The sequence below is a fragment of the Pseudomonas sp. PDM26 genome (assembly GCF_019219185.1).
GTDB lineage: Bacteria > Pseudomonadota > Gammaproteobacteria > Pseudomonadales > Pseudomonadaceae > Aquipseudomonas.
This window is the reverse complement of the sequence record NZ_JAHUWC010000001.1, coordinates 509,091-534,683: the sequence shown is the minus strand read 5'-3', so window position 1 is coordinate 534,683 and position 25,593 is coordinate 509,091. Positions and strand designations below refer to the sequence as shown.

Annotated in this window: 18 protein-coding genes and 3 tRNA genes; 11 read left to right on the top strand and 10 right to left on the bottom strand. The window is 59.4% G+C overall.

Going from position 1 to position 25,593, the window contains the following annotated elements; all coding sequences use genetic code 11:
• Window positions 1-51: 51 nt before the first annotated feature.
• The 4 genes from flgA to KW849_RS02395 all read left to right on the top strand — a co-directional run bounded on the left by flgA (window position 52) and on the right by KW849_RS02395 (window position 2,660).
• Complete coding sequence (gene flgA, locus KW849_RS02410) at window positions 52-810, top strand: flagellar basal body P-ring formation chaperone FlgA (RefSeq protein WP_218427308.1); 759 nt, start codon at window positions 52-54, stop codon at window positions 808-810.
• Window positions 811-977: 167 nt separating this feature from the next.
• Entirely contained in the window at window positions 978-1,304 is a 327-nt protein-coding gene (flgM, locus tag KW849_RS02405) for a flagellar biosynthesis anti-sigma factor FlgM (RefSeq protein WP_218427306.1), read from the top strand.
• A 48-nt stretch (window positions 1,305-1,352) separates the two neighbouring features.
• Window positions 1,353-1,820: a flagella synthesis protein FlgN gene (locus tag KW849_RS02400; protein ID WP_218427303.1), complete on the top strand. Its 468-nt coding sequence runs from the start codon at window positions 1,353-1,355 to the stop codon at window positions 1,818-1,820.
• 93 nt (window positions 1,821-1,913) lie between these two features.
• Window positions 1,914-2,660, top strand: coding sequence for a flagellar brake protein (locus KW849_RS02395; protein ID WP_218427301.1), 747 nt, complete (start codon window positions 1,914-1,916; stop codon window positions 2,658-2,660).
• A gap of 63 nt (window positions 2,661-2,723) precedes the next feature.
• On the opposite strand, the gene KW849_RS02390 is transcribed toward KW849_RS02395, so the two are convergent.
• The 4 genes from KW849_RS02390 to KW849_RS02375 all read right to left on the bottom strand — a co-directional run bounded on the left by KW849_RS02390 (window position 2,724) and on the right by KW849_RS02375 (window position 8,010).
• Entirely contained in the window at window positions 2,724-4,100 is a 1,377-nt protein-coding gene (locus KW849_RS02390; RefSeq protein ID WP_218427299.1) for an MFS transporter, read from the bottom strand.
• Window positions 4,101-4,170: 70 nt separating this feature from the next.
• A complete protein-coding gene (locus tag KW849_RS02385) occupies window positions 4,171-5,415 on the bottom strand; it encodes a glutamine synthetase family protein (protein WP_218427879.1) in 1,245 nt (414 codons plus the stop codon).
• 301 nt (window positions 5,416-5,716) lie between these two features.
• Window positions 5,717-6,409, bottom strand: a complete 693-nt coding sequence (locus KW849_RS02380) for a sensor histidine kinase KdpD (RefSeq protein ID WP_218427297.1) — start codon at window positions 6,407-6,409, stop codon at window positions 5,717-5,719.
• Window positions 6,406-8,010, bottom strand: coding sequence for a tetratricopeptide repeat-containing response regulator (locus tag KW849_RS02375; RefSeq protein WP_108215251.1), 1,605 nt, complete (start codon window positions 8,008-8,010; stop codon window positions 6,406-6,408). The genes KW849_RS02380 and KW849_RS02375 overlap by 4 nt, the downstream gene beginning before the upstream one ends.
• Before the next feature lie 338 nt (window positions 8,011-8,348).
• On the opposite strand from KW849_RS02375, the gene KW849_RS02370 reads away from it, so the two are divergent.
• Window positions 8,349-12,482: a CheR family methyltransferase gene (locus KW849_RS02370; RefSeq protein WP_218427295.1), complete on the top strand. Its 4,134-nt coding sequence runs from the start codon at window positions 8,349-8,351 to the stop codon at window positions 12,480-12,482.
• Here the strand turns inward: KW849_RS02370 and KW849_RS02365 are convergent.
• Window positions 12,451-13,023 carry a hypothetical protein gene (locus tag KW849_RS02365; RefSeq protein ID WP_218427293.1) on the bottom strand — a complete coding sequence of 191 codons (573 nt, stop codon included), beginning with the start codon at window positions 13,021-13,023 and terminating at the stop codon, window positions 12,451-12,453. The genes KW849_RS02370 and KW849_RS02365 overlap by 32 nt on opposite strands.
• Window positions 13,024-13,406: 383 nt before the next feature.
• Between KW849_RS02365 and KW849_RS02360 the strand changes: the two genes are divergently transcribed.
• Window positions 13,407-13,676 (top strand): hypothetical protein, encoded by a 270-nt coding sequence (locus tag KW849_RS02360; RefSeq protein ID WP_218427290.1) that lies wholly within the window; start codon window positions 13,407-13,409, stop codon window positions 13,674-13,676.
• Window positions 13,666-14,382 (top strand): response regulator transcription factor, encoded by a 717-nt coding sequence (locus KW849_RS02355; RefSeq protein ID WP_218427288.1) that lies wholly within the window; start codon window positions 13,666-13,668, stop codon window positions 14,380-14,382. The genes KW849_RS02360 and KW849_RS02355 overlap by 11 nt, the downstream gene beginning before the upstream one ends.
• 277 nt (window positions 14,383-14,659) lie before the next feature.
• Here KW849_RS02355 and KW849_RS02350 read toward each other — a convergent pair whose 3' ends face one another.
• Both KW849_RS02350 and KW849_RS02345 read right to left on the bottom strand, forming a co-directional pair.
• Window positions 14,660-21,097: a DUF5801 repeats-in-toxin domain-containing protein gene (locus KW849_RS02350; protein WP_256357020.1), complete on the bottom strand. Its 6,438-nt coding sequence runs from the start codon at window positions 21,095-21,097 to the stop codon at window positions 14,660-14,662.
• Window positions 21,098-21,368: 271 nt separating this feature from the next.
• A tRNA-Arg gene (locus KW849_RS02345) sits at window positions 21,369-21,445 on the bottom strand.
• Window positions 21,446-21,735: 290 nt separating this feature from the next.
• Between KW849_RS02345 and KW849_RS02340 the strand changes: the two genes are divergently transcribed.
• From KW849_RS02340 to KW849_RS02330, 3 genes are all read left to right on the top strand, one after another.
• Window positions 21,736-21,969: a hypothetical protein gene (locus tag KW849_RS02340; RefSeq protein WP_218427286.1), complete on the top strand. Its 234-nt coding sequence runs from the start codon at window positions 21,736-21,738 to the stop codon at window positions 21,967-21,969.
• A 24-nt stretch (window positions 21,970-21,993) separates the two neighbouring features.
• Complete coding sequence (locus tag KW849_RS02335) at window positions 21,994-22,173, top strand: PA3371 family protein (protein ID WP_218427284.1); 180 nt, start codon at window positions 21,994-21,996, stop codon at window positions 22,171-22,173.
• 411 nt (window positions 22,174-22,584) lie between these two features.
• Window positions 22,585-22,911, top strand: a complete 327-nt coding sequence (locus KW849_RS02330) for an Arc family DNA-binding protein (RefSeq protein WP_003178899.1) — start codon at window positions 22,585-22,587, stop codon at window positions 22,909-22,911.
• A 100-nt stretch (window positions 22,912-23,011) separates the two neighbouring features.
• On the opposite strand, the gene mgtE is transcribed toward KW849_RS02330, so the two are convergent.
• On the bottom strand, window positions 23,012-24,454 hold the full coding sequence (gene mgtE / locus KW849_RS02325; protein WP_218427282.1) for a magnesium transporter: 1,443 nt from the start codon (window positions 24,452-24,454) through the stop codon (window positions 23,012-23,014).
• Between the two features lie 320 nt (window positions 24,455-24,774).
• Between mgtE and KW849_RS02320 the strand changes: the two genes are divergently transcribed.
• A complete protein-coding gene (locus KW849_RS02320) occupies window positions 24,775-25,293 on the top strand; it encodes a cell envelope protein SmpA (protein ID WP_218427875.1) in 519 nt (172 codons plus the stop codon).
• A gap of 19 nt (window positions 25,294-25,312) precedes the next feature.
• Here KW849_RS02320 and KW849_RS02315 read toward each other — a convergent pair.
• Together KW849_RS02315 and KW849_RS02310 are read right to left on the bottom strand one after the other, a co-directional pair.
• Window positions 25,313-25,389 (bottom strand) — tRNA-Arg (locus KW849_RS02315).
• A 72-nt stretch (window positions 25,390-25,461) separates the two neighbouring features.
• Window positions 25,462-25,538 (bottom strand) — tRNA-Arg (locus tag KW849_RS02310).
• Between the last annotated feature and the right edge of the window lie 55 nt (window positions 25,539-25,593).

The window sequence follows — 25,593 nt, the reverse complement described above, 5'->3', positions numbered from 1 at the left end:
TGCGACGCGCCTTCATCACTAAACGGCACGGCGCTTGCTTTTTTAATCGTTATGAACACAGAACCGACATTTTTCCGACGCCTGACCACACTCTGCCGCAAATTGCCTGGCGTGCTGGCGGCCGTTTGCCTGTTCAACGCTGGCAGTCCTGCCCTTGCTGACGCGGTCACCTTGCCTGACATGCTTATCGGCGTCACCCAGGGCTTTCTTGAATTCACCGTAGAAGACTATCTGGCGACCAGCCAAACGGAAGGTCGCTACGAGATCCAGGTCAACCCGCTCGATCCGCGCATGCACATGCCCATGTGCGACAAGGAATTGACAGCAACCCTTGAAAGTCCCAAGCCGCTGGGACGGGTCACGGTCAAGGTCCGCTGCGAGGGTGCCTCCCCCTGGACCGTGTTCGTGCCCGCTCAAGTCCGCCTGTTTCGCGAAGTCGTGACCAGCGCCCGGCCACTGCGCCGCGCCAACATTGTCGAACCTTTGGATGTGGTCCTGCGCGAACGCGATATCAGCCTCATCAGCCAGGGCTACCTGACCTCTCCAGACCAGGCGATCGGGCAGCGACTGACCCGACCAATGGTCGCCGACCAGGTGATGACCCTGGTGCATATCGAACAGGCCGAGGTCATCCGCAAGGGTGATCAGGTGGTGATTACCGCCCGCAGCGGTACGCTCAGCGTGCGCATGCCGGGCGAAGCCCTGTCAAACGGCAGCCTGAGCGAACAGATTCGGGTGAAAAACCTCAATTCCCAGCGAGTCATCAAGGCGCAGGTCATGGCGCCGGGGCAGGTGGAAGTGTCCATGTAAGGCTCCCTGCTCATCGGAATGTGGCGCTTGCCCCGGCTGTTCCCTAGACTGTGCTCCATGCAGGGCAAGCGCTGGCGCGCGCGAGGTTCATTGATAAATGGGCCTAAAGTTTTCCAGGGAATGGCCGAAAACATGGCAAGCGTCCAAATTCCCAGAGGTTTTTTATCATGGTCATCGATTTCAGCCGTTTGAACAGCTCCTCGTCCCTTACGGGCAGTACACGTACCAGCGCCAGCAAGGAAAACGCCGAAACCGGCAAGTCCGCGCCGCTGGAGTCCGCGGCCGAACAGGCCGGTACCGTCAGAAGCGGGGAATCGGTACATCTCAGCGATGAGGCTCAACAGTTGCAAAAAGTCACTGACAAGCTGCGCGATCAACCCGCCGTCGACAACGCCCGCGTGGCCGAGTTGAAAGCAGCGATTGCCGATGGCAGCTATAAAGTCGACAGCAACCGTGTAGCCAGCAAACTGCTCAACTTCGAAGCCCAGCGCTAGGCCATCGCCAGCGCCAGGCTTTTGGACGCTTAAAACCCAAGGCCAGCCATGCACGACACTCATTTACTGCAACTGATCACCGACGACTTTGCTCCAGCGCAACACCTGCTGGATTTACTGCAGACCGAATCCCTCGCATTGCATGGCCGCGACATGCCATTGCTCGAGAACATCCTGGCGCAGAAACAGGCATTGGTCGTCTTGCTCGAACAGCATGGCCGCAAGCGCAGTGAAATTCTCGCCAGCCTCAACCTGCCGACCAACCGAGGCGGTCTTGAGCAACTGGCCAGCCAGTCGAGCATTGGCGAGCAGTTGCTGGCGCAAAGTGACGTGCTGACCGATCTCCTGGCCCAATGCCAGGCCATCAACACCAACAACGGCCAGTCGATCCTCACCCAGCAGGCCGCTACAGCCACCCAGCTGAAAATCCTCAACGGCGGTGAAACCCCGGCGCTTTACGATGCCAGCGGAACATTCTCCAAACTTGCCAAGCCGCGCCCGCTCAGTCAGGCATGAGCCGGTCAATGCCCCCCGCTCTATCAAGACGCGCAACATACTGGCAAACTGCTATCCTGCCGTAGTCAAATTTTGTCTGGAGATTGATTAACCGTGTCCAATGCCTTATCCGTGGATGATGCTCCGCAGCCACCCAAGGTGCTCTCCACGCCCTTGGAAATCTCCAGCAACCTGCGCCAGCTGCTCGAAAGCCATGACCCGCTGATCATCACGTTCCACGAGCGCAGCCAGCGCTTCCAGAGCTACCTGGTGGACCTGGACCGTGACAGCAATATGATTGCCCTGGACGAAATGATTCCCCGTGATGGCGAGCGCTACCTGCTGGCGGGCGAGCCGTTCAGGGTCGAAGGCTTCCACGAAGGCGTACGCATTGCCTGGGAAAGCAACGGCCGATTGAACATCGACGAATCCGCTGGCAGCCGCTGCTATCGCGGCGCCCTGCCCGATGAAGTGGTGTACCACCAGCGCCGTAATGCGTTCCGTGCGGCACTGAAGCTGGCACAACTGGTCAACGTCAACCTCGACGGCGAAAAGCTCAAGGCCTCCACCAGCGGCAAACTGCTGGATATTTCCGCTACCGGCTGCAAACTGCGTTTCGACGGTGACATCACCGGCAGCCTGCAACTGGGTCAGGTCTACGACCGCTTCAGCGCCGACCTGCCATTCGGCAAGATGACCGCACCGGTCGAGTTGCGTTATCTGCACTTCGAAGAAAAGATCTCCACCACCTTCGCCGGCGTTCGCTTCCATAACATGAGCGGGCTGGTGCAGCGTCAGGTCGAACGCTTCGTCTACCAGTTGCAACGCGAAGCGCGTCGCTTCGACAAAGACGATCTCTGATAGAGCGTCAACAAAAAACGGGCAGCCCCTTGCGGTGACTGCCCGTTTTTTTGTGCCATGGATTTAAGGCCTGGCCTCGCTGAAATTGGGGTCCCGTCCTGTATCAGGGTCTTCCGGTGGTTGATCGGTTTCAGTTTCGCTGACAGGTTCAGATTCAGGCTCTGTCCCGGTACTCACCGGATTTTGCATCTGCTCCTGCACCACCTGCTCATCGACCCGCGGGTCGAGGCAGGCCACCAGTGGCGAACTCGTCATATTGTCCGGCATGGCCACGTGATGCAGCGGTGCGTCGTCGACCTGATGCAGGTTGGTCACTGCTTTCGGGCGAATCCGCCATACCAGCACCAACGCAAAGAAACTGAAGAAGGCATAGAGCATCTGGCTGCCGAACAGCTTCATCAGCACGCCTGCCACCAGCGGCCCGATACTCGCGCCAACGCCGTAGGTCACCAGCAACATTGCGGTCAGGGACACCCGGCGATCGCCTTCGACGTGGTCATTGGAAAACGCCACCGCCAACGGATACAGGCAGAACTGCACCAGCGAACAGACAAAACCGGCGATAAACAGAACCTCCAGCGGCACCTGCGGCATGATCGCCAGCGGCAGTGCAGCCAGGGCCAGGCTGAAGGCGAAACTGCGGATCAACACGGCCCGATCGTAGCGGTCGGACAACCAGCCCAACGGCCACTGCACCAGCAACCCGGCAAAAATACAGCTACCCATGAACAGACCGACCAGCTCCGTGGACAAACCTTGCTGCGAGGCATACAGCGGCGCCAGACCGTAGAACGAACCGACGATCAGCCCTGCCCCCAGCACCGTACTCAATGACTGCGGCACACGCTTGATAAAGAACCGTGGTTCCATCGGTGCCGGGTGCAGCGGTGCCGGGTGGATCCGCCGGGTCAGGGCCACAGGCACCAGGCACAGGGCGAAACACAGGGCGACCAGCATCAGCAACTCCAGACCCAACGCCGGGTGCATGACCAGAATCAGTTGCCCCATCACCAGGCCCAGGTAGGAGGCGATCATGTAACCGCTGAACACCAACCCGCGTTGTTTGGCTTCGGCCTGCTCGTTCAGCCAGCTCTCGATCACCATGTACTGGCACATCATGCCGAGGCCGACGATCACCCGCAGGAACAGCCAGGCCGGCAGCCAGTCGATCAGGCCATGGCCCAACACCGCCGCGCCGACGATTCCGGCACAGGCCGAGTAGGCCCGGATATGCCCGACCCGGGCAATCAACCGGTGACCGATCTTGCCCCCCAGCACCAGGCCGAAGTAGTTGGCGGCCATCAACGCACCGACCCACAGGCTGTCGACATGGTCGGCCGCCAGGCGCAGGCCCAGGTAAGTACTCAACAGGCCCGAGCCGATCAACATCATCAGCGAGGCGAAATACAGTGCTCGAAAGGATTTCCAGATTTGGCGCATCGGCGTTCCGAGCGGCTCCTTGCAGTGAGAATCGGCTGTCGCTAAACGATAGCCGGATGTCGACGGATCGTCAGGCCTGGGCTGCTAAAACACGCCGTTCCCAGGGAGTAATTTCATTATGGAAACTGCTCAGCTCCAGAGTCTTCGAAGCGATGTAGCCTTCGATGAATTCCACGCCGAACAGTTCCTTGGCCAACTGGCTACGTTTCAGACGCTCCAGTGCCGCATGCAAGGTACAGGGCAACGAAAGATTGTCCGGCACTTCGAACTCACCCTGGATCGGCGCGCTCGGCTCTAACGCGTTCTCGATGCCATGCAACCCCGCCGCCAGGCTTGCGGCAATCGCCAGATACGGATTGGCATCAGCGCCCGGCAAGCGGTTCTCGACCCGACGGGCCACCGGCAAACTGGCCGGTATGCGCAAGCCGGCGGCCCGGTTGTCATAGGACCAGCAGGCATTATTCGGTGAGGCATAAGGATGGCACAAGCGCTGATAGGAGTTCACGTTCGGCGCAAACAACGCAGTGAAGTCGGCCATGCACACTTGCTGTCCGGCAATGAAGTGACGGAAGGTTGTCGTCTCCTGCCCCGCCTTGTCACTGAACACGTTTTTCCCCGAATCGATCTCGACGACACTCTGGTGAATATGCATCGAACTGCCCGGCGTATGCGCCAGCGGCTTGGCCATGCACACCACGCTCAGGCCATGCTTGAGGGCAACCTCTTTGAGCAAGTGCTTGAACAGCAACGTCTGGTCGGCCAGCAGCAATGGATCGCCATGCAGCAGATTGATCTCGAACTGGCTGACGCCCATTTCGTGCATGAACGTATCGCGGGGCAGCCCCAACGCAGCCATGCATTCGTAGACTTCATTGAAGAAGGGTCGCAGCCCATTGTTGGAGCTGACGCTGAACGCCGACTGACCATCCTCGCGACGACCATCCAGCCCCAGCGGTGGCTGGAACGACTGAGTCGGGTCGGTGTTAGGCGCAAAAACGAAGAACTCAAGTTCGGTCGCCACCACAGGCGCCAGGCCGCGGGCCGCGTAACGGGCAATCACGGCCTTGAGCTGACCACGGGTCGACAGGCTGGAGCTGGTGGTAGTGCCCAGTTCATTCGCGTCGCAAATAGCGAAGCCCCGCGGTGGGTGGCTCCAGGGCAAGCGGTGGATTTGTGCCGGGTCCGGGATCAGCGCCAGGTCGCCATCATCGCTGCCGTAAAAACGCGCCGGCGGGTATCCGCCCATGATGCATTGCAACAGCACGCCCCGCGCCATCTGCAAACGTCGACCGTCGAGAAACCCCTCGCAGGTCATCACTTTGCCCCGTGGAACGCCATTCAAATCCGGCGTGACACACTCAACTTCATCAATGCCCGTCAATCGCTGCGCGAGTGAGCTCAGGCCAACGGTGGTCATGACGCAATCCTTGTTATTGTACGGGCCGCGAACGGCGACCGTACAAAATAGGCTCCGCGTGTTCGGAATTTCAAGCAGCCCTCATCAATAAAGACGCAAAACCTCGTAGGAGCTGCCGGAGGCTGCGATCTTTTGATCCTGGAAATTAAAAGATCGTCCGAGCGCGGACCGAGCCTTCGGCAGCTCCTACGACAAACAGTCAGGGCAGGTAAAGACGGAACACCCCACCGCCCAACGGACCACCATTGCCGATTTCGGTGCGTCCGCCGACGCCGTTGCGCTGATGCAACGCGGCAATTCGTCCGGCGAAGTACAGGCCCAGCCCGGTGCTGCCGGTACTTTGATTGATGCCCTGCACGTAATCGGCCTGGTGCTCGATCATCTGCGCCGGATACCCCTGGCCATCGTCATTGATGGTCAACACCAGTTGCCCGGCTTCGTCGCTGACGCTGATCAAAACGGCATGCCGTGCAAAGCGGATGGCATTGTTGATGCAGTTGGCCAATACCGACGCGATCAACTCACGATCGAAGAAACCCAGCGGGCTCAGCGGGTCCACTTCATAGGTGGCCATGATGCCGCGGCTGGCGAACACTTCCTGATGGCAAGCCAGTTGCGCTTCGATGAAGTCGTCCAGTTCATGGTACGCCGGCTGCAACGGCATCTGGTTGACGCCCAGTTTGTACAGCCCCAACAACTGCACCAGCATGCCGTTGAGGTGGGCAAACTCGAAGTCGATCACGCCCTGCTCCGGCGTCCGTTGCGCCGCCTGCGGCAATCGCACCAGCCACTGGCTGTGGGCCTGCATCAGCATGGCCAGCGAGTTCTTCATATCGTGCACGGTAGAGGCGATCACCGTGGAGAAATCCAGTACCTGTCGGTTGTCGTTCATTGGCCAAACGCCTTGCTTTTCAGCTTCTGGTAACGCGGATAACGCGCGTCGGAGTCGGGCATCAGGCCGACCATTTTCAGGCAGGTCCGGCATTCTTCCAGCTCCGCTGAAGGAACGCCGGTATCGGTGCCGTGCAACAACGACTGTGCCAGGTTCAGGGCGATACTGATGTTCTTCGGCTGCATCGCCAGGGCTTTGCGGAACACCGCTCGCGCCTCCACCAGATTGCCAGTCTTGTACACACGCACGCCCTGACGGTTGAGTTCAGCGGCGGCGGTGCCGGAGTTGAGGATGCTCGGGTCGTCGGTCTGCTTGGCGATGTCCTTCATGACCACAGGATCGTCGCCGTAGATTTCCACGCAGTTTTTCAGCATCGCGGTGCCGGCCTCGGTCTGCCCGAGCATTTTCAGCTGTTTGGCCACCAGCAACGCCGCTTCGGCGCTCATGAATTGCTCCATGCCATCCAGGCGCAACAAGGCTTGCTCGGTGAGCTTGTCTGCCGTCTCGGCATCGTTGAGCAACAGACTGGTGGCCTTCATCAGGCGTGCGCGGATTTGCAGGCCCGGATCGGAAGGGTTTTCCTTGGCCACGGCGCTTAATGTGGTATTGATTTCCAGGCGGGTCCGCGTGTCCAGGCCTCTTTCGCTGCCCTTGCTGATCAAGGCGTGGGCCAGGCCGAGGTTGCTCTCGGCATCCTTGAACCGCGACTGCGCACCCTGGCTCACAGCCTGGCGATAGGCCTTGGCCGCCGTGTCGAAATCCTCGTTGGTCATCGCCAGCTTGCCCAGCAACGCCTGGCGGCGAACCGCCAGCGGCGACAGGCGAATCGCTTCCTCCAGAACACGCTGTGCACCCTTGGTATCGCCTTCGGCGATCAGCACGTCCGCCATGCCGTCATACAGCGACGGCATCATCGGGAAGACTTTCAGGGCTTTTTCGTAAATGCCTTTGGCCTGCGCGACCTGACCGCGTTTGAACAGCAACTTGCCCAAACCGGCAAACGCCCATGGCAATGGGCGGTCGGCGATGATGCCGTCGTACAGGCGCTCCAGCGCTTCGTTCTGATTGAGGTCGCGCAGGGCGTCCGCGCGATAGCGCAGGCACAGTGGCGAATAGCGGATGTCTTGCTTGCACAGGGCGATGCAGGCATTGAGCACCTCCATCGGCTTGCCCCGGTCGAGGGCCTGCAGGATCGGCTTGAGCAGGGTCTTGCGCTGCTCCAGGCGCTCCAGGCGCTGGGCCAGGCTGGAACGGTTGAACGGCTTGGTCAGGTAGGCATCGGGCTCGTGCTCCAGCGCACTGAGTACCATGGCCTGGCTGGTTTCGGCGGTGACCATGACGAACACCGCTTCATGGCTGATCAGCTTTTCTTCCATCAGGTCTTCGAGCACCTGCTGGCCGTTCTTCTTGCCGTCGCCCAGATGAAAGTCCTGCAGGATGAAGTCGTATTGCTTCTGCGAGCACATTTTCAGCGCCTGCTCGCCGGTATCGGCAGTGTCCACTTCCTTGACGCCCAGCTCGCGCAGCATCGACCTGACCGAACTGCGGAAGTCCGAGAAATCATCGACGATCAGAAAACGCTTTTGGTGATACGACAGCATCGAAGATTTCCAGGCAATTTAAGAAGAACCCAAAGGCAAATACACGGACGGACTCAACTTCGCAGCCCTTGTTTTGGCGCGCAGATGATAACGGGTGGCACTAGGCTATCAAGCACCTCTTCATAGCGATGAGGCTCCCGAACCAGCCGCAAAGGCAAAATGGCCCCTGACTGTCCGGGTTATCGGCCAGCAGTGGCGTTCCCTTGAGAATCTTCCCCTGCGGCAGACTCTAAATATTTGAAGGCTCTACTGAAAAACAGGATTATTCTGGTTTATCGATTTGCACTTTTCTCCTTCAGGACTCAAGCGCAAGACCCCCACCGCCAAAGGACGACCCCATGAGCACACCCTCCAATACCGTTCCAGAGCGAAAGGCCCTGAGCCCAAGCACGCTGGACTTTCCGGTGGTGGGGATCGGCGCGTCGGCGGGCGGGCTGCAAGCGATCAAGCGGTTCTTCGAAAACATGCCGCAGGACAACGGCATGGCGTTCGTGATCATTCTTCACCTGTCTCCCGACCACCAAAGCTTCGCCGACAGGATCATCCAGGAATCGACCAGGATGACGGTCTTGCAGGTCGGCAGCACGGTGCCTATCGAAAAGAACCGGGTCTACGTCATTTCGCCGGCGCAACAGCTGAACATGAATGACGGCCTGCTTGAGGTCAGCCCTGTCGACCCGCGTCTGGGACGTCACTCGTCGATCGATCTGTTTTTCCGCGACCTGGCCGATGTACACCGTGAGCGCGCGTTCTGCCTGGTGCTGTCGGGCACCGGCTCGGATGGCGCGGTCGGCCTGTCCCGCATCAAGGAACAGGGTGGCATTACCATGGCCCAGGTGCAGGAAGACGCCGAGTTCGACGGTATGCCACAGGCTGCCATCGATACGCACATGGTCGACTTCGTGTTACCGGTAGTTGAAATGCCGCAAAAGCTGCTGGAGTTGTGGAGCAACGCCCGGGAAATCAAACTGCCCACGGTCAGTGATCAGGGGATGCAGAGCATCGCCCCGGCGTCCGAGCGCGATACCGCGGCGGCCGAGCAAGTGCTGCACGACATTCTGATCCTGCTGCGCACCGGCACCGGCCATGACTTCAAACACTACAAGCGCGCCACCGTGCTGCGGCGTATCGAACGCCGGATGCAAGTCACGGCGCAACCGGACCTCGTCGCCTATTACAAATTCCTGCAAAACAATCCCGAGGAAACCAAGGCGCTGCTGGGCGACATGCTGATCGGCGTGACCAACTTCTTCCGTGACCGCGAAGCCTTCGAAGCCCTCGAACGGGATGTGGTGCCGCAATTGGTCAGCGCCGCCACGGCATCGGCGCAGTCGGAGAAAAAAGAAGAAATACGCGTCTGGTCCGCTGGCAGTTCCACCGGCGAAGAAGCCTACAGCCTGGCGATGCTGCTGCACGATCAGATGCAACTGGACTCCAGCAACGCCTCGTTGCAAGTGTTTGCCACCGACATCGACGAACGCGCGATCAGCTACGGGCGCACCGGCTTGTATCCGCAAGCGATCGTCACCGACGTGCCGCCGTCACGGTTGCGCCATTATTTCATCAAGGAAAACGACCATTACCGAGTGCGCAAGGAGCTGCGCGAAAAGGTCTTGTTCGCCAAGCACAGCCTGTTGTCCGACCCGCCGTTTTCGCAGATTGACCTGATCGTTTGCCGCAATCTGCTGATCTACCTGGATCGCGAAGTGCAGCGTGAAATCCTCCAGATGTTCCACTTCGCCCTGCGTCCCGGCGGCTTCCTGTTCCTCGGCACGTCCGAAAGCGCCGATGCCTGCCACGAGCTGTTTGCTCCTGTCGACAAACGCAACCGGATCTTCCGTGCCAAAACCGGCACGGCCTCCAGCCGGCGCACGCCCACCATGCCCCGTGGCGGCTACGTACGTACCAATATGCCCCGGCAGGCTCCGGAAACCAGCGAGCAACGCAAACTGTCGGTGGCCGACCTGCACCACCGCGCCCTCGAACAGTCGGCGCCACCGAGCGTGCTCGTCGACACCAACGCCGACATCCTGCACATGAGCGAGAGTGCCGGGCGTTTCCTGCGGCATGTGGGCGGCGAACTGTCGCGCAACCTGCTGAACCTGATTCTTCCGGAGTTGCGCCTGGAAATCCGCACCACCCTGTTCCAGGTCCAGCAGAGCGGTGCCTCGGTCAAGTCCCGCGAGGTGCCGATCAAACGCGATGAACGACGCTACCTGATCGATCTGGTCGCCCACCCCTACAAGGATGAAACCTCGGACGGCGAGTACATTCTGGTGATTTTCGAGGAGGTCGAGATCGACCCCGCGCAAGCGTCCTTGAGCACCCAGCTGCAAACCGAAAGCCAGGTACTGTCCAACCTCGAGCGCGAGTTGCAACGGACCAAGCTGCACCTGCAAGACACCATCGAGCAATCGGAAATCTCCAGCGAAGAGCTGAAGGCCTCCAATGAAGAAATGCAGGCGATCAACGAAGAGCTGCGCTCGGCCACCGAAGAGCTCGAGACCAGCAAGGAAGAACTGCAGTCGATCAACGAAGAGCTGCTGACGGTCAACTTCGAACTGAAAACCAAAGTCGAAGAGACCGACAAGATCAACGACTACCTGAGCAACCTGATCGCCTCCACCGACATCGCCACGGTTTTTGTCGACCGCAGCATGCGCATCAAGTGGTTCACCCCCCGTGCCACCGACATCTTCAGCATGCTGCCGGTCGATACCGGACGCTCGCTGCTCGACATCACCCATCGCCTGCACTACGAAGACCTGGCGGCCGATGCGGCCCAGGTCTTCGAATCGCTGAACATGATAGAGCGCGAAGTCAGCAGCACCGACAACCGCTGGTACATCGCCCGCCTGCTGCCCTATCGCTCCAGCGAAGACCACATCGACGGTACAGTGCTGACCTTCATCGACATCACCAAGCGTCGCGCGGCCGAGGAAGAATTGCGCCTGGGCGAAGAACGCATGCGCCTGGTCGCCGAAAGCACCCGCGACTACGCCATCATCACCCTCGATGAGCACGGTGTGATCACCAGCTGGAACAAGGGTGCCGAATTGATCTTTGGCTACAGCAAGTACGAGGCCGAAGGGACTCGCTACGATTTCATCTTCTGCGCCGAGGATCGTGCCAATGGCATTCCGGAAAATGAACTGCAAACGGCCCGCAACCATGGCCGCTTCGAAGATGAACGCTGGCACCTGCGCAAGGACGGCAGCCGTTTCTTTTGCAGCGGCGAAGTCACCCTGCTCAACGGTGACAAACTTCAGGGCTACGTGAAAATCGCCCGGGACCTGACCGGCCACAAGCGCCAGCATGAAGAGCAGAGCCAGCAACTGGCCGAGACGCGCAACACCAGCTATCTCAAGGACGAGTTCTTTGCGGTCATGTCCCACGAACTCAAGCACCCGCTGAACCTGATCCAGCTCAACGCCGAACTGTTGCGTCGCTTGCCCGTGACGAAAAACCTGTCTCCAGCCGCCAAAGCCGTCAATACCATCTGCGAAGCCGTCACCAGCCAGGCGCGGATCATCGATGACCTGCTGGATGTCGCCCGGGTCCGCACCGGCAAACTCAAGCTGCAATCGGTTGCTGTGGACCTGAACAACGTCCTGCGCGACATCTACACCGTGGTCCTCAATGACGGGCACGACATCACGGTCGAACTGCAAGTACCCGCCGAGGCACTGATGATCCAGGCCGACCCGACGCGTCTGGAACAGATCATCTGGAACCTGGTGAACAACGCACTGAAATTCACCCCGGCCAAGGGCCGCGTGCAACTGATCGCGAGCCAGGCGGGCAACATGGCCAGGCTGGATGTCAAAGACAACGGCATCGGTATCGCGACAGAGCACCTCGAACATGTATTCGACCTGTTCGGCCAGGCGGAAAAACAGCACACCTCACACCAACGCGAGGGGCTGGGGATCGGCCTGTCGCTGGTCCGCCAATTGACCGAGGCACAACGAGGCACTGTGCATGTGAGTTCCGGCGGCGTCGGTGCCGGTTGCACGTTTACCGTCTACTTGCCATTGGCCGAGACCAACGGCCAAGCCCTTCCCGCCGCGCCGATCGAAGACGCTTCCGGCAGACTCAGCGGCTTGACCATCCTGCTGGTCGATGACTCCGCCGAGGTGCTGGAAACCTTGAAGATGCTGCTGGAGATGGAGGACGCCCAGGTGATCGCCTTCGACCGTCCGGCGGCGGCGCTGGACGCGGCAAAAAATACCCGGTTCGACCTGATCATTTCAGACCTGGGCATGCCGGTCATGAACGGCCATGAGCTGATCAGCGCCCTGCGCCAGTTGCCGCAAGCCAGGAATGTGCCCGCCATTGCGCTGACCGGCTACGGTGCGCAAAGCGATATTCAGAAATCACGGCAATCGGGGTTCAACCAGCACGTTGGCAAACCAGTGTCCTACGATGAGCTGATCGACACTATCGAGGCTCTGCGGCACTCATCGACCTGAGGCAACTCAAGTAAGCGCGCTGTACGCAGGCCCGTCGATCGATGGCCTGCCGCAGCCGCTCCTTTTGCTCGGCCCACACCCTCGGATCGACCTTGGTCGAGCGCATCAGTGTCAGTACGGAGGCTTTCGCAGCCTGATACTCAATCCAGGCATCGTCGGACTTGAGCTTCAAACGCTCACGCTCGGTCATTTCCATGCAACGCAGTGCCAGTACCGACTCGTCGGTGATCACCGGCCCCAGGCTTAGTTGCACCCGGTGCGGTGCGACGAAGGCCTGGGTCTCGAGCACAATCTCCCTTGCCCGCGCCACGCCCCATCTCAACGCCAGTGCCCGAGGCTCACCGCTGTGCCGATCATGGGACTCTTCGCTGATCGCCCAGCCATTGCGGCCATAAACCCCGATAAACACCTGAGCGAACCCCAGCAGGCTGATCCGCGCGCGCACCTCGACCTGCACGCCGTCGCCGAGCACTTCTTCATGGGTCTGAAAGGGTAAGCGGGTATTGGTCCAGAGCCAGTATCCGGTGCCTCTGTGTCGCATCGATTGCTCTCCACAGATGGAATTAGAAGTAAGGCACAGCCGTCATCGGGTTTCCATGCAGGTCGTCGGCTGATTTCGCCAAGCCCAGGCTTGTGGGTGACTCGGCCAGGCCGACACCGACAACAAATTGACTCAGTCGACATTGGCGCCCCTAACTGCACGCCATTCGTCGATTAATTGACGATTTTGATCAGGTTCAGACTTTGGTTGCAGGCCAACTGTGGCGAGTCTAATACCTTGATTTTCGAGGGTTACCCCCCTCCTTGAGAAGATCGCTCAGGCCTGCCCGTACCGGGCATGCATCGAGGACTGACGGACGGGCAGTCTGGCAGCGCTCCGGGCTGACCTAGACTCCGTTGAGAGGCGCGCGGGAGTCCATCATCATGTGCAATCCATTAATAATTGTTCTTGTAAATTTTCTCTCTCGGGCTTTGCCTGCCGTTTGGAAACGTTCGCCCTGCCTGCCGATGCCGGTAATGGAAATGGCCCCAGGGCTGCTGGTTGCCAAAGCCTGGACGGGCACCATCACGGCCTGCCGGCGTTCAAATCTGCCCTTCAATCGCGGCGCCCCAGCAAGCAAGTTGCTGACCCGGGAAGGCCAGGGGGTGGAGGTCATCGTTGGTTTTCAAGGAGGTCAGGAAGATGTTCGCTGACCAGGAAAAGCCAATAGGCGTGATGTTGATCGATTGCCGCCCCCTCGTACTTAAGGGCCTTCATGAGTTGATTGATGCCAGAAAGCCCAGGATGGAAGTGACAGGCCAGGCCACCACCTATACCCATGCGCTGGATCTTGCCGATCAGCTGCGGCCCAATGTCATTTTTTTCAGTTTCTTTCCGGATGCGCTGAATCCTCTGGAGGTCATCGCGGGACTCACCCATAGCACCGACATGAAAGTGCTGCTGCTCAAGGGCCTGTACGAAGCCGTCCCCGCCGCCCAGGCGATAGAGGCTGGTGCTCGCGGCATCGTGCTGGCGGAAGACCCGACAGAATCGATTATCCAGGCCATCCTCAAGGTCCACCATAGCGACATCGCAATGGATAGAGCCTGGGCTGGCGGCCTTCGCGGCTATGCCGCGACCGGGCATATACCCTTCAAATGCAATCGAGAGCAGGCGAAACAGGCGCGGTTGACCCTGCGCGAGAGAGAACTGATTCGCGCCATCGTGGGCGAACCGTCCGCCAAATATGTGAGCATCGCCGGGCGCCTGGGGATCAGTGAGCACACCGTGCACAACCACCTCAGCAACATCTATCAAAAGCTTGATCTCATCAACCGCATCGACTTGCTGATGTATGCGCTCAAACACGGGCTCACCAACAACGAAGCACCGCCCGCCACCTGGGTGGAACTGGAATGAAATTCAAGTCAATACAAGACGGTCTGCCCCTCACTTTCAGGGGGTAGGCCGTCACCGTTTCGCCATCCTTGTCGGCGACCTGGAACAGGGTGCCCCCGCAATGCCGATGTCGTTCTCGATACATCCTGCCGCGTTAACCTGTATCTCCCCCGCCGCGTTTCTTAAGCCTTGTGTTGCTCGATAGTTCACTGCGGATGCGATCTTGTATTGGAACTGCAGAAAAAATGCGAGGGTGGCTTCCTGGGCCACCCCCGCATCCGTTCACGCGCGCAAAGCCTCAAGCACTGCCAAAAAAGATGTCGGTATTCTGAACATCGACCCCGACCAAGGTGATGGTCGTTGTTTGTCCACCCGTCTCGGCAACCGTCACGACGCTGTCCGCGCCGGTGTTGTTGATCGATTGGACAACGGCGTTCGGGTCGCCGTTGAGCACCAGCCTGTCATGCACGCCCGAGCCCACATCGAAGCCGCTGACCTGGTAGCGGTTCTGATTGACTGACAAATCGATGTTGAAGGCATCTCGCTCACCGCCAGTGCCAACCAGCGTGAAGTCGAAGAGTGCGTTGCCCGGATCGTTGGCGAACAGGTTGGCGTCAAAACTACTCGTTGCCGAGTCGCCATCCTTGTCCGTCAGCGTCGCGCTGAACGCCAGCTGGACATCGCTGGCCAGGCTCTCGCTCTGCTGAAGGAACTGGATCACCGGGATCTTGATCTCGCCTCGGCCCATCGTCAGCTGAACCGCGTCGATCAGCTCCGTGCTCTCCTTCTGGATGAGGAAGGACACCTGTCCGCCAGCCTCCGGCGTCAGGGTGTTCACCTCGATGCGGTTCGAAAACGTGCCATCCGCGTAGTAGATCCGATAGTACAGGTCCTCGGTCGCCGTGTTGTAACCCGCCACGGAGTTGTCGATAAAGACCTTCATGCCCGTCAGCAGGCTCTCTGGATTGATGACGAAACTTTCATCGGCGGCGCTGATTGCCGCCAGGTTATCTCCCTGGAAAAGGTTGTTGGAGACGCCGATGCCGGACGTGCTGACGTTCATGGCCGCCGGGTCTATGTACGACGGCAGGGGGTTGGTCTGTAGCGTGGCTTCGGTGGGGTCGGGTGCGCCGAGCCCGATGCCGGTCAGGATGTCCGCAGTCGACGCCAGCGCCTTCGCGGAAAAGAACACAATCTCCTCGGATGCCGAAGGAATAGCCGGGTTATTCGTCTGAGGAATCAACAACGTGCGCACTGGATCCGGGCCGCCGGCATCGAGCGAGCCGTCGGCACTGCTGAGCACGATCGTCGAACTGAAGCCTTGCACCAGATCCAGTGCATAGCGGCCATCGGCATAGGCGGTCAGCGTGTAGTCGACGGTGGTGTTCGCCGTTGCAACGTTGTTGTCGAAATCACCGGTCAAGGTTCCTGCGAACTGGTACGCGCCATTGACATCCGGTGATGGCGACAGCTCGTGGAGTGTGCCGGTCCCGGTCGTGGTCGTGTTGTCTGGCCTGATGAGGGTGAACTGGTCATTGACCAACGAGATATCCAGACCGGCCGCACCCAGCCCATCGGCTCCCGTCGCCATGTTCCAGAACCCGGATTGCGCAAGGACGCTACCGGTCCCGATCAGGTTGCCGAAACTGAGTGCCGGCCCGTCGTCCTTGAACACCAGGTTCTGCCCGATGTTCAGCGTCGCCTGGGCGCTGTCGCCGTCCCCGTCGGTCTTGATCGCCGTCAGTGTCACCAGGTTGTCCGAGGTCAGACTCGTCGAATCATCGGGATTGGTTGTGTTGGAATGCACCACGGCGCGGCTCTGGTCCAGCGTGACGCTGCCATTGGCAGCGACGCTGACCGCGAACACCAGCAGGTTGGTGAGGGCCGTGCGACCTTCGACCACGGCGCCATTGAGCGACAGGTTCACCGCCTGGCCCGAGGCCGTGTCGATCAGCCCGGAGGCTCCCGCCACCACGCCCAGCGCATAGGTCAGCGTCCCCGCCCCATCGGCGCCAAACGCCGAGTTGAAGTTGGCGGCAAAGCTCTGGCTGGCGTCGGTCGTCAGTACCGTCTCATCCACGGTCAACGTCGGCTCCACGCCGGTGCTGCTGATGCTCGGCCCGTCGTCCTTGAACAGCAGGTTCTGCCCGATGTTCAGCGTAGCCTGGGCGCTGTCGCCCTCCTTGTCGGTGATGGTCGCGGTCAGCGTCACCAGGTTGTCCGAGGTCAACGTCGTCGAGTCATCGGGATTGGTGGCGTTGGCATGCACCACGGCGCGGCTCTGGTCGAGCGTGACGCTGCCATTGGCGGCCACGCTGACCGTGAACACCAGCAGGTTGTCCGTGGCCGTGCGGCCTTCGACCACCGTGCCGTTGAGCGACAGATTCACCGCCTGGCCCGAGGCCGTGTCGATCAGCCCGGAGGCCCCCGCCACTACGCCCAGCGCATAGGTCAGCGTGCCCGCACCATCAGCACCAAACTCTGAATTGAAATTGGCGGCGAAGCTCTGGGTGTCATTGGTCGCCAGTGCCGTTTCGTCCACGGTTAGCGTCGGCTCCGTGCCGGTGGTGGTGATGCTCGGTCCGTCGTCCTTGAACACCAGGTTCTGCCCGATGTTCAGGGTCGCCATGACGCTGTCGCCGTCCCCGTCGGTCTTGGTCGCGGTCAACGTCACCAGGTTGTCCGAGGTCAGGCTCGTCGAATCATCCGGATTGGTGGCGTCGGGATGCACCACCGCGCGGACCTGATCCAGCGTGACGCTGCCATTGGTGGCGACACTGACCGTGAACACCAGCAGGTTATCCGTGGCCGTACGGCCTTCCACCACCGTGCCGTTGAGCGACAGGTTCACCGCGTCGCCCGTGGCCGTGTCGATCAGCCCGGAGGCCCCCGCCACTACGCCCAGCGCATAGGTCAGCGTGCCCGCACCATCGGCACCAAACTCTGAATTGAAATTGGCGGCGAAGCTCTGGGTATCGTTGGTCGCCAGTGCCGTTTCGTCCACCGTCAGCGTCGGTTCCGTGCCGGTGGTGGTGATGCTCGGCCCGTCGTCCTTGAACACCAGATTCTGCCCGATGTTCAGGGTCGCCATGGCGCTGTCGCCGTCCCCGTCGGTCTTGGTCGCCGTCAACGTCACCAGGTCGTCCGAGGTCAAACTCGTCGAATCATCCGGATTGGTGGCGTTGGCATGCACCACCGCCCGGCTCTGGTCGAGCGTGACGCTGCCATTGGCAGCGACGCTGACCGTGAACACCAGCAGGTTGCCCGTGGCCGTGCGGCCTTCCACCACAGTGCCGTTGAGCGACAGGTTCACCGCGTCGCCTGTGGCCGTGTCGATCAGCCCGGAAGCTCCGGCCACCACACCCAGTGCATAGGTCAACGTGCCCGCATCATCAGCACCAAACGCCGAGTTGAAGTTTGCGGCAAAGCTCTGGGTATCGTTGGTGTTCAGTAGCGTTTCGTCCACGGTCAGCGTCGGCTCCACTCCGGTGGCGCTGATGCTCGGCCCGTCGTCCTTGAACACCAGGTTCTGCCCGATGTTCAGGGTCGCGTGGGCGCTGTCGCCGTCCCCATCGGTCTTGGTCGCCGTCAGTGTCACCAGGTCGTCCGAGGTCAGAGTCGTCGAATCATCGGGATTGGTTGCGTCGGGATGCACCACGGCGCGAATCTGGTCGAGCGTGACGCTGCCATCGGCAGCGACGCTGACCGTGAACACCAGCAGGTTGTCTGTGGCCGTACGCCCTTCCACCACCGTGCCATTGAGCGACAGGTTCACTACATCGCCCGTGGCCGTGTCGATCAGCCCGGAAGCTCCGGCCACCACGTTCAGCGCATAGGTCAGGGTACCGGCCCCATCAGCACCAAACTCTGAATTGAAGTTGACGGCATAGCTCTGGGTCGCGTCGGTCGCCAGTACCGTTTCGTCCACGGTCAGCGTCGGCTCCACGCCGGTGGCGCTGATGCTTGGCCCATCGTCCTTGAACACCAGGTTCTGCCCGATATTCAGTGTCGCCTGGGCGCTGTCGCCGTCCTTGTCGGTAACGGTCCCGGTCAGCATCACCAGGTTGTCCAAGGTCAAACTCGTCGAATCATCCGGATTGGTGGCATTGGCATGCACCACCGCGCGGACCTGATCCAGCGTGACGCTGCCATTGGCGGCTACGCTGACCGTGAACACCAGCAAGTTGGTGAGGGCCGTATGACCCTCCACCACCGCGCCATTGAGCGACAGGTTCACCACCTCGCCGGTGGCCGTGTCGGTCAGCCCGGAGGCTCCTGCCACCACGCCCAGCGCATAGGTCAGGGTACCGGCCCCATCGGCACCAAACGCCGAGTTGAAGTTGGCGGCAAAGCTCTGGCTGGCGTCGGTCGTCAGTACCGTCTCGTCCACCGTCAGCGTCGGTTCCGTGCCGGTGGTGGTGATGCTTGGCCCATCGTCCTTGAACACCAGATTCTGCCCGATGTTCAGCGTCGCCCGGGCGCTGTCGCCATCCCTGTCGGTCTTGGTTGCCGTCAGTGTCACCAGATTGTCCGAGGTCAGACTCGTCGAATCATCGGGATTGGTTGTGTTGGAATGCACCACGGCGCGGATCTGGTCGAGCGTAACACTGCCATTGGCAGCCACGCTGACCGTGAACACCAGCTGGTTGGTGAGGGCCGTATGGCCTTCCACCACGGCGCCATTGAGCGACAGGTTCACCGCCTCGCCCGTGGCCGTGTCGATCAGCCCGCAGGCTCCGGCCACCACGCTCAGTGCATAGGTCAGGGTGCCCGCCCCATCGGCACCAAACGCCGAGTTGAAGTTGGCGGCAAAGCTCTGGGTGGCGTTGGTCGCCAGTACCGTTTCGTCCACCGTCAGCGTCGGCTCCGTGCCGGTGGTGCTGATGCTTGGCCCGTCGTCGTCGAAGATGATCTTGGAGCCGATTTCGGTTTTTGTAATAGAGGCCTGGGCCAGTGTGAAACCACCAATATCAAAATCAGCGTGCTCATTGCCCTTGGCAGTGACGGCCGCCCCGTTCTCGACGAGCACGCGGTTATGATCCGCCGTAGTGGTGTATTCAATCTGGTAGCCGGCTTTAACGCCGGTGATTGTTGCAACCCCTGCTGCAAAGCTGATGGTGATGGCCGGATCATTCACCGAGCCGTTTGAATTCTCGATCACCTGCCCGATACTGTTGAAGACGCGAACATTGGTGATGGACACCGACGCGTCATTGCCATACCCATTGATGAAATTCACGCCAGATTCAGCTGTGGTGCTGAATGCACTGACTCTTACCACGGCACTCTTGCCGCTTTGCAACTGCACGACGTCGAAACTGGCCATCTTCGCATTGAAGACGCCGGTAAAGTCGATGTTGGATTCAACATTTGCTTCGTTTTGACTGAGGTTGGGAATGGTCACATCCTGCCTGGCACCCGTGACGAACGAAAAGCGGATGCCTTCCTGTTCCGTAATCATCTGGTTGTTGGTGCCTAAGGTGGTCGGGTTAGCCGCCTGGCTGGTAATGATCGTGTCGCCAGTGTTTATATTGGCGCCGCTTGACTGGTCAGCGGGGTCCTTGCCGGTGGCGATGATGGTGGGATCCGTGATCCGCAATACACCACCGTCATTGACAACGGTCGGGGTCGCCGTAGTAAACATCAGGAAGAGGTTCGAACCGGAGGGCACACCGGCCAGACTGAACTCCATGTCCTGGCTGGCTCCGATGAAAACCTTATTCAGCAGATTGAGCGAATCATCGGCGTTCGTAGCATCTGTATGCCGCAGCGGTTGATACTCCACGGTCCAGATCTTGCCGCCCGTGACCGGCGATCCGGTTTCTTCTATATAGGCTGCGAACACGATCGCGCCGCTTGCGCTCCCGGCTCGGCCCAGAACGATGTTGTTGTTCGTATCCGTATAGAGAAGGATGCTGACGCCGTCGAGGGTAAACAGCCCGCTGACCACGCCACTGAGCGGTGCGCCATTGCTGTCGACGAAGCTGACATCGGTAATGCTTGCTCCGGGTGCAGAAGTGATGGTGAACGCATTGCTACCCGTATTGCCCACGGCACCGGTATAGCCGCTCAAGGCCGCACCCGTTGCAGTGCCTGCCCCAAGTCCGGACAAACGGGTAGCGAAGGTCGTGGGCAGGGACGCCACCAGAATGTCATTGTCGTCAGCGTCGCCAACAGGGCCTGGAGTGGCCGTGCCGTTCTGCAACCCGGCCGTTTCGTCCAGGGTCACGTCCTCGCCGGTCGCCACGACGCTCAAAACACTGTCCGTAAAGGACGCTGTCGCCACGGCGTCGTCACCGGTGCCGAGCACACCGTCGGCACCCGCAGAGGTCGCGGTGAGCAGAAACGTCGCGCCTGCCGAGTCGTCGGGATTCACGTACCACGAGGTAGTGACGCTGCCGTTGACCTGGCCGTCGAGATCGCCGGCACCGCCGTCGGTCACGGACCAGGGCTCGTGCCCCTCGCCGGTGTTGGTATCGAGCACATCGTCGGGCGTACCCCACACACCATCCGCGCCGGCACCGACGGCATGATCCACTTCGAGCGTCACGGTGCTGCCGGCGGCAAAGCCGCTGGCCGTGATGATGGCAGTGCTGCCCGGTGCGTAGTCTTCAAGGTTGGTGGTGACGGTCGGAATGTAGGTGAAAGTCCAGTCGTGGCTGACGGGTGAAGGATGGTCACCGGCGTTATTGGCCAGGTCATTCGTTAGCGATGAGGTTTTCTTGCGCATAGTCATGACTTTCTCCTGAGCGGGTCCAGTCATCGGGGGTCGACCTTGGACCATTTTCTGATCTATTGGTCACAACTATGAACAAGCGCCGCAGGTTGCACATCGGCCGATACTCCCAGGCGGGGTGGGAGTTTCAGACTACTTGGGAGGGGAGAAGGAAAGTCGCGAAGGTAGAGTCGATGGCTTCGATAAATCCCGGGCACCTGAATTTGTCGAAATTTATCTACTGGTCGTGAAAATGAAGCGTTGAAACAGGCGGGGGGGGACCTGCGAAATTTGGTGTCCCAGGGCAGGTTCGAACTGCCAACCTTCCCCTTAGGAGGGGGATGCTCTATCCAATTGAGCTACTGGGACACAAGTCGGCTGCGAAGAAACGCGGCGCGATGGACGGCGTGCATGTTAACGGCCGGGCCGGCTTTTGTCATGTCGTCCGTTGGGCTTTTTAAGTGTAGGCAGACGCCTCGGACGGGCGCGGACTTGTTTACCGTGCAAATTGCATTACTGCAAAAAGCCATCATTGCAAAATGCAAGATCCAGCTTTCGAAAAAATATCCTAATTCGTTGTTTTTAAAGAATTTAATTGTCGATAGACTCTGGCATGCGAGCTGCTTCAGCTGTTCTCACAGAACAACGGAGGTCGCCTCATGAACAGCGCCCTTTTACTTTCGAGTGCAATCGCTCTGACGATTTTGCCGGGTTTTCATTTTACCCACGAGAGCGGTGCTACGCAGGTTGCCCAGCGAATGCCACATTACCTTCAACTGCAGAAAGCGCCGCAGTTGGCCGTGATGAGCGACCAGCACGGCTTTGTCAGTCAGGAGGTCAGCCAAGAAACCATTCTGGTGCCAGCTCCGTCTGCCGAGCGCCTGGTATTTTGAATGACCCTCACCAAGGAGCACAGCATGTCCAAACCAGCCGCGAGTTTCTTCATCCTCGCCTTGTTGAGCGGCATTTTTCATCTGTCATTGACCCAGGACATGGTCGTTACCCTTCCCCTGATTGCCTGTGGTGTATTCAGCACTCTGTTCGTGCTCGCACTGATTGCCGGACGCAAGATCAAGTTTGATCCGGTCCTGCGTTAATCCAGGTATGGCTGATCCGTCGCAAAGGCCTGCCATCCATCCTGAATCCCCCCCCTCCAGACGACTCTCCCTAGTAAATCGGCCATTTGCCACTATTCTGTAAAGGCAAGGAGCAGTGATCGAGTCCGCTTTTGCGGCCTGTCAGAAATCTTTCGTCGGGTGCAGACGCGCTAAACGATACGACCCGGTCGAACTTTTCAAACTAATTCGCATTTCTGATAATTGGTGCTGGCAGAACGCCTTTATACAGTTCAATATTTGTCACAGAATTGACGCCAAGGATCTGGCTTGTTTGGGGCATGATGCGCGCCTCTATCAATTCAGGTTGAACATTTGGTCAGAGCGCTTGTCCTACCAGACATCCTGCGGCCAATCCCGAAAACCGCTCCCCTGAACTAACCGGTTAAATATATGCGCCCATTGAAACAGGCAATTTATTCCAGCCGTACGGCTGACAAGTTCGTCGTACGTCTGCCAGACGGAATGCGTGAACGCATTGCCGAAGTGGCTCGCAATCATCACCGCAGCATGAACTCCGAAATCATTGCGCGCCTTGAGCAAAGTCTTATTCAGGAAGGTGCACTGGGAGAAGAGCTGAGCATGCGCCTGGACAGCCCGGAGCTTTCCTTGCACGAACGCGAGCTGCTGCAGCGCTTCCGCCAACTCTCCCACCGACAGCAGAACGCCCTGGTTTCACTGATCGCCCATGACGCTGAAATGGCCGCCGACGCGTCCTGATTCAGCCAGAAAGCTCAAGCCAGCCTGATCGCTGGCTTTTTTTTGCCTGAAATCCGGGCACAAAAAACCCGCCTGACAGCGGGTTTCAGTGAAACGGACTTTAGAGCAGGAAGATTGTCGCCAGCCCCAGGAAGATGAAAAAGCCTCCGCTGTCGGTCACGGCAGTAATCATCACACTGGCCCCCATCGCAGGATCACGCCCCATCTTCGCCAGGGTCATCGGGATCAAGACCCCCATCAATGCCGCCAGCAACAGGTTGAGCGTCATCGCGGCAGTCATCACCACGCCCAATGACCAACTGCCATAGAGCATGTAGGCAACCAGGCCAATCACCCCGCCCCAGATCACGCCGTTGATCAACGCGACGGCCAATTCCTTGCGCATCAGACGCGAGGTATTGCCGGTGCTCACCTGGTCCAGCGCCATGGCCCGAACAATCATGGTGATGGTCTGGTTACCCGAGTTACCACCGATCCCCGCCACGATCGGCATCAAAGCCGCAAGCGCCACGAGCTTCTCGATCGAACCTTCAAACAAACCGATGACCCGAGAAGCCACGAACGCGGTAATCAGGTTGATCGCCAGCCAGGCCCAACGGTTACGCAGGGACTTCCAGACCGACGCAAAAATATCTTCTTCTTCACGCAGACCCGCCATGTTGAGAACTTCGCTTTCGCTCTCTTCACGGATCAGGTCAACCATTTCATCGATGGTCAGACGGCCGATCAGCTTGCCGTTCTTGTCGACCACAGGCGCGGAGATCAAGTCATATCGCTCGAACGCCTGGGCGGCATCGTAGGCGTCTTCGTCCGGGTGAAAACTCACCGGATCGCTGGCCATCACCTCGGAAACCTGTTTGTCCGGATCGTTGACCAACAGACGCTTGATCGGCAACACGCCCTTGAGGACACCGTCGTAATCGACCACGAACAGCTTGTCGGTATGGCCCGGCAACTCCTTGAGACGGCGCAGATAACGCAAGACCACTTCAAGGCTGACATCCTCGCGGATGGTCACCATCTCGAAGTCCATCAGCGCACCGACCTGCTCCTCGTCATAGGACAGTGCCGAACGCACGCGCTCGCGTTGTTGCTGGTCGAGGGTCTCCATGAGCTCATGGACGACGTCTCGCGGCAGCTCGGAGGCCAGGTCAGCGAGTTCGTCGGCATCCATGTCCTTGGCGGCTGCCAGGAGCTCGTGATCGTCCATGTCGGCGATCAGGGTTTCACGAACCGAATCGGATACTTCAAGAAGGATGTCGCCGTCGCGATCGGCCTTGACCAGTTGCCAGAGCGTCAGACGATCGTCCAGCGGCAAGGCTTCAAGGATGTAGGCGACGTCGGCGGAGTGCAGGTCATCGAGCTTGCGTTGCAACTCGACAAGGTTCTGCCGGTGGACCAGGTTCTCGACCCGGTCATGATGCGGGCCTTCCTGGCGGTGAGTCAGGTCTTCTATCACTCGCTGGCGCTGCAGCAACTCAACCACCTGAGCCAGGCGATCCTGCAAGCTTTCCTGCGTTTTCTTTACTTCAACTTCGGACATAGGCGAACTCCACTCCCAGCAGCGGGGCACGCCGGAAGGATCAATCAGTCAATTCATGATTGGTGAAACGGGGTACTGAGTAACTACTGGGTAAGTCCATGGAGGTATTCCACAAGCCCCGGCGGGGCTGACGGGCGCAATGATACACCGCCTGACGGTTTTAAACGTTAAAAAATCTCGGCTGAAACAAGCGCTTGCACAACAAACCTGAGCATCTCCTGATCCATGAAAGTGCGACGACGTATTCTGAAAAGAAAACACACCACCCCTCGAAAATTGTAGCCGCTACCCTTGAAGAGGAACGTCATGGAGGACGCCTGATGCCATCAGTTGCACAATTCTTATTACTGCTCGGCCTGTTCGGCCCCCTGCCCCTGGCACTCGCCACCACCGTTCAGCGCTGCGAGGCGGCCAATGGACGCATTACCTTCACCACACTGAGTTGTGCCGCGGGAGAAAGCGTTTCACTTCAGGACGTCCGCGCCCTTACACCCGGCAGCGCGATGGCACTCATGCCGCCAGCCGAACCCCGTGAAACACCAGGAATGAAAATCCAAAGGAAAGAGCCGACCGTGGTCGGTCAGGCGCAGGACAAGTGTGGAAACCTGATCAGTGCCAGGGAGCGTCGCGAAGCGATCATCAATCGGCGAGTGGTCGCCGGCATGAGCCAGCAAGACGTCGAAAGCGCCCTCGGCAAGCCGGACAAGATCAGTATTCGCAATTCAGCCACGAACTACCGTTACGACACCCTGCGAGGTCGCAGTGCACAGGTGGAGTTCGACGAGAGGGGATGCACGAAAGGAAAAGCCAAATCCCGGACGGCAAAAAGCCCGCATTAAATGCGGGCTTTCTGTTGTATGGTGCACTCGACAGGATTCGAACCTGTGACCGCTCGGTTCGTAGCCGAGTACTCTATCCAGCTGAGCTACGAGTGCAATTTGTGTTTTTAGACCAGACCACAACTGGCTGAAGCCAAGTTACTTGCATTACTGCAACTAACTCTTAAATGGTGCACTCGACAGGATTCGAACCTGTGACCGCTCGGTTCGTAGCCGAGTACTCTATCCAGCTGAGCTACGAGTGCATTTGTTGCCGCGCATTATAGGCCGTCTAATCTCTATGTCAAGCACTTTTTCTAG

What these genes read in the sequence shown, in the direction of transcription:
- flgA (WP_218427308.1), top strand. Translation starts at nt 52, where the DNA reads ATGAACACAGAACCGACATTTTTCCGACGCCTGACCACACTCTGCCGC.
- flgM (WP_218427306.1), top strand. Translation starts at nt 978, where the DNA reads ATGGTCATCGATTTCAGCCGTTTGAACAGCTCCTCGTCCCTTACGGGC.
- KW849_RS02400 (WP_218427303.1), top strand. Translation starts at nt 1,353, where the DNA reads ATGCACGACACTCATTTACTGCAACTGATCACCGACGACTTTGCTCCA.
- KW849_RS02390 (WP_218427299.1), bottom strand. Translation starts at nt 4,100, where the DNA reads ATGCGCCAAATCTGGAAATCCTTTCGAGCACTGTATTTCGCCTCGCTG.
- KW849_RS02385 (WP_218427879.1), bottom strand. Translation starts at nt 5,415, where the DNA reads ATGACCTGCGAGGGGTTTCTCGACGGTCGACGTTTGCAGATGGCGCGG.
- KW849_RS02380 (WP_218427297.1), bottom strand. Translation starts at nt 6,409, where the DNA reads ATGAACGACAACCGACAGGTACTGGATTTCTCCACGGTGATCGCCTCT.
- KW849_RS02375 (WP_108215251.1), bottom strand. Translation starts at nt 8,010, where the DNA reads ATGCTGTCGTATCACCAAAAGCGTTTTCTGATCGTCGATGATTTCTCG.
- KW849_RS02370 (WP_218427295.1), top strand. Translation starts at nt 8,349, where the DNA reads ATGAGCACACCCTCCAATACCGTTCCAGAGCGAAAGGCCCTGAGCCCA.
- KW849_RS02365 (WP_218427293.1), bottom strand. Translation starts at nt 13,023, where the DNA reads ATGCGACACAGAGGCACCGGATACTGGCTCTGGACCAATACCCGCTTA.
- KW849_RS02360 (WP_218427290.1), top strand. Translation starts at nt 13,407, where the DNA reads ATGTGCAATCCATTAATAATTGTTCTTGTAAATTTTCTCTCTCGGGCT.
- KW849_RS02355 (WP_218427288.1), top strand. Translation starts at nt 13,666, where the DNA reads ATGTTCGCTGACCAGGAAAAGCCAATAGGCGTGATGTTGATCGATTGC.
- KW849_RS02350 (WP_256357020.1), bottom strand. Translation starts at nt 21,097, where the DNA reads ATGACTATGCGCAAGAAAACCTCATCGCTAACGAATGACCTGGCCAAT.
- KW849_RS02340 (WP_218427286.1), top strand. Translation starts at nt 21,736, where the DNA reads ATGAACAGCGCCCTTTTACTTTCGAGTGCAATCGCTCTGACGATTTTG.
- KW849_RS02335 (WP_218427284.1), top strand. Translation starts at nt 21,994, where the DNA reads ATGTCCAAACCAGCCGCGAGTTTCTTCATCCTCGCCTTGTTGAGCGGC.
- KW849_RS02330 (WP_003178899.1), top strand. Translation starts at nt 22,585, where the DNA reads ATGCGCCCATTGAAACAGGCAATTTATTCCAGCCGTACGGCTGACAAG.
- mgtE (WP_218427282.1), bottom strand. Translation starts at nt 24,454, where the DNA reads ATGTCCGAAGTTGAAGTAAAGAAAACGCAGGAAAGCTTGCAGGATCGC.
- KW849_RS02320 (WP_218427875.1), top strand. Translation starts at nt 24,775, where the DNA reads ATGCCATCAGTTGCACAATTCTTATTACTGCTCGGCCTGTTCGGCCCC.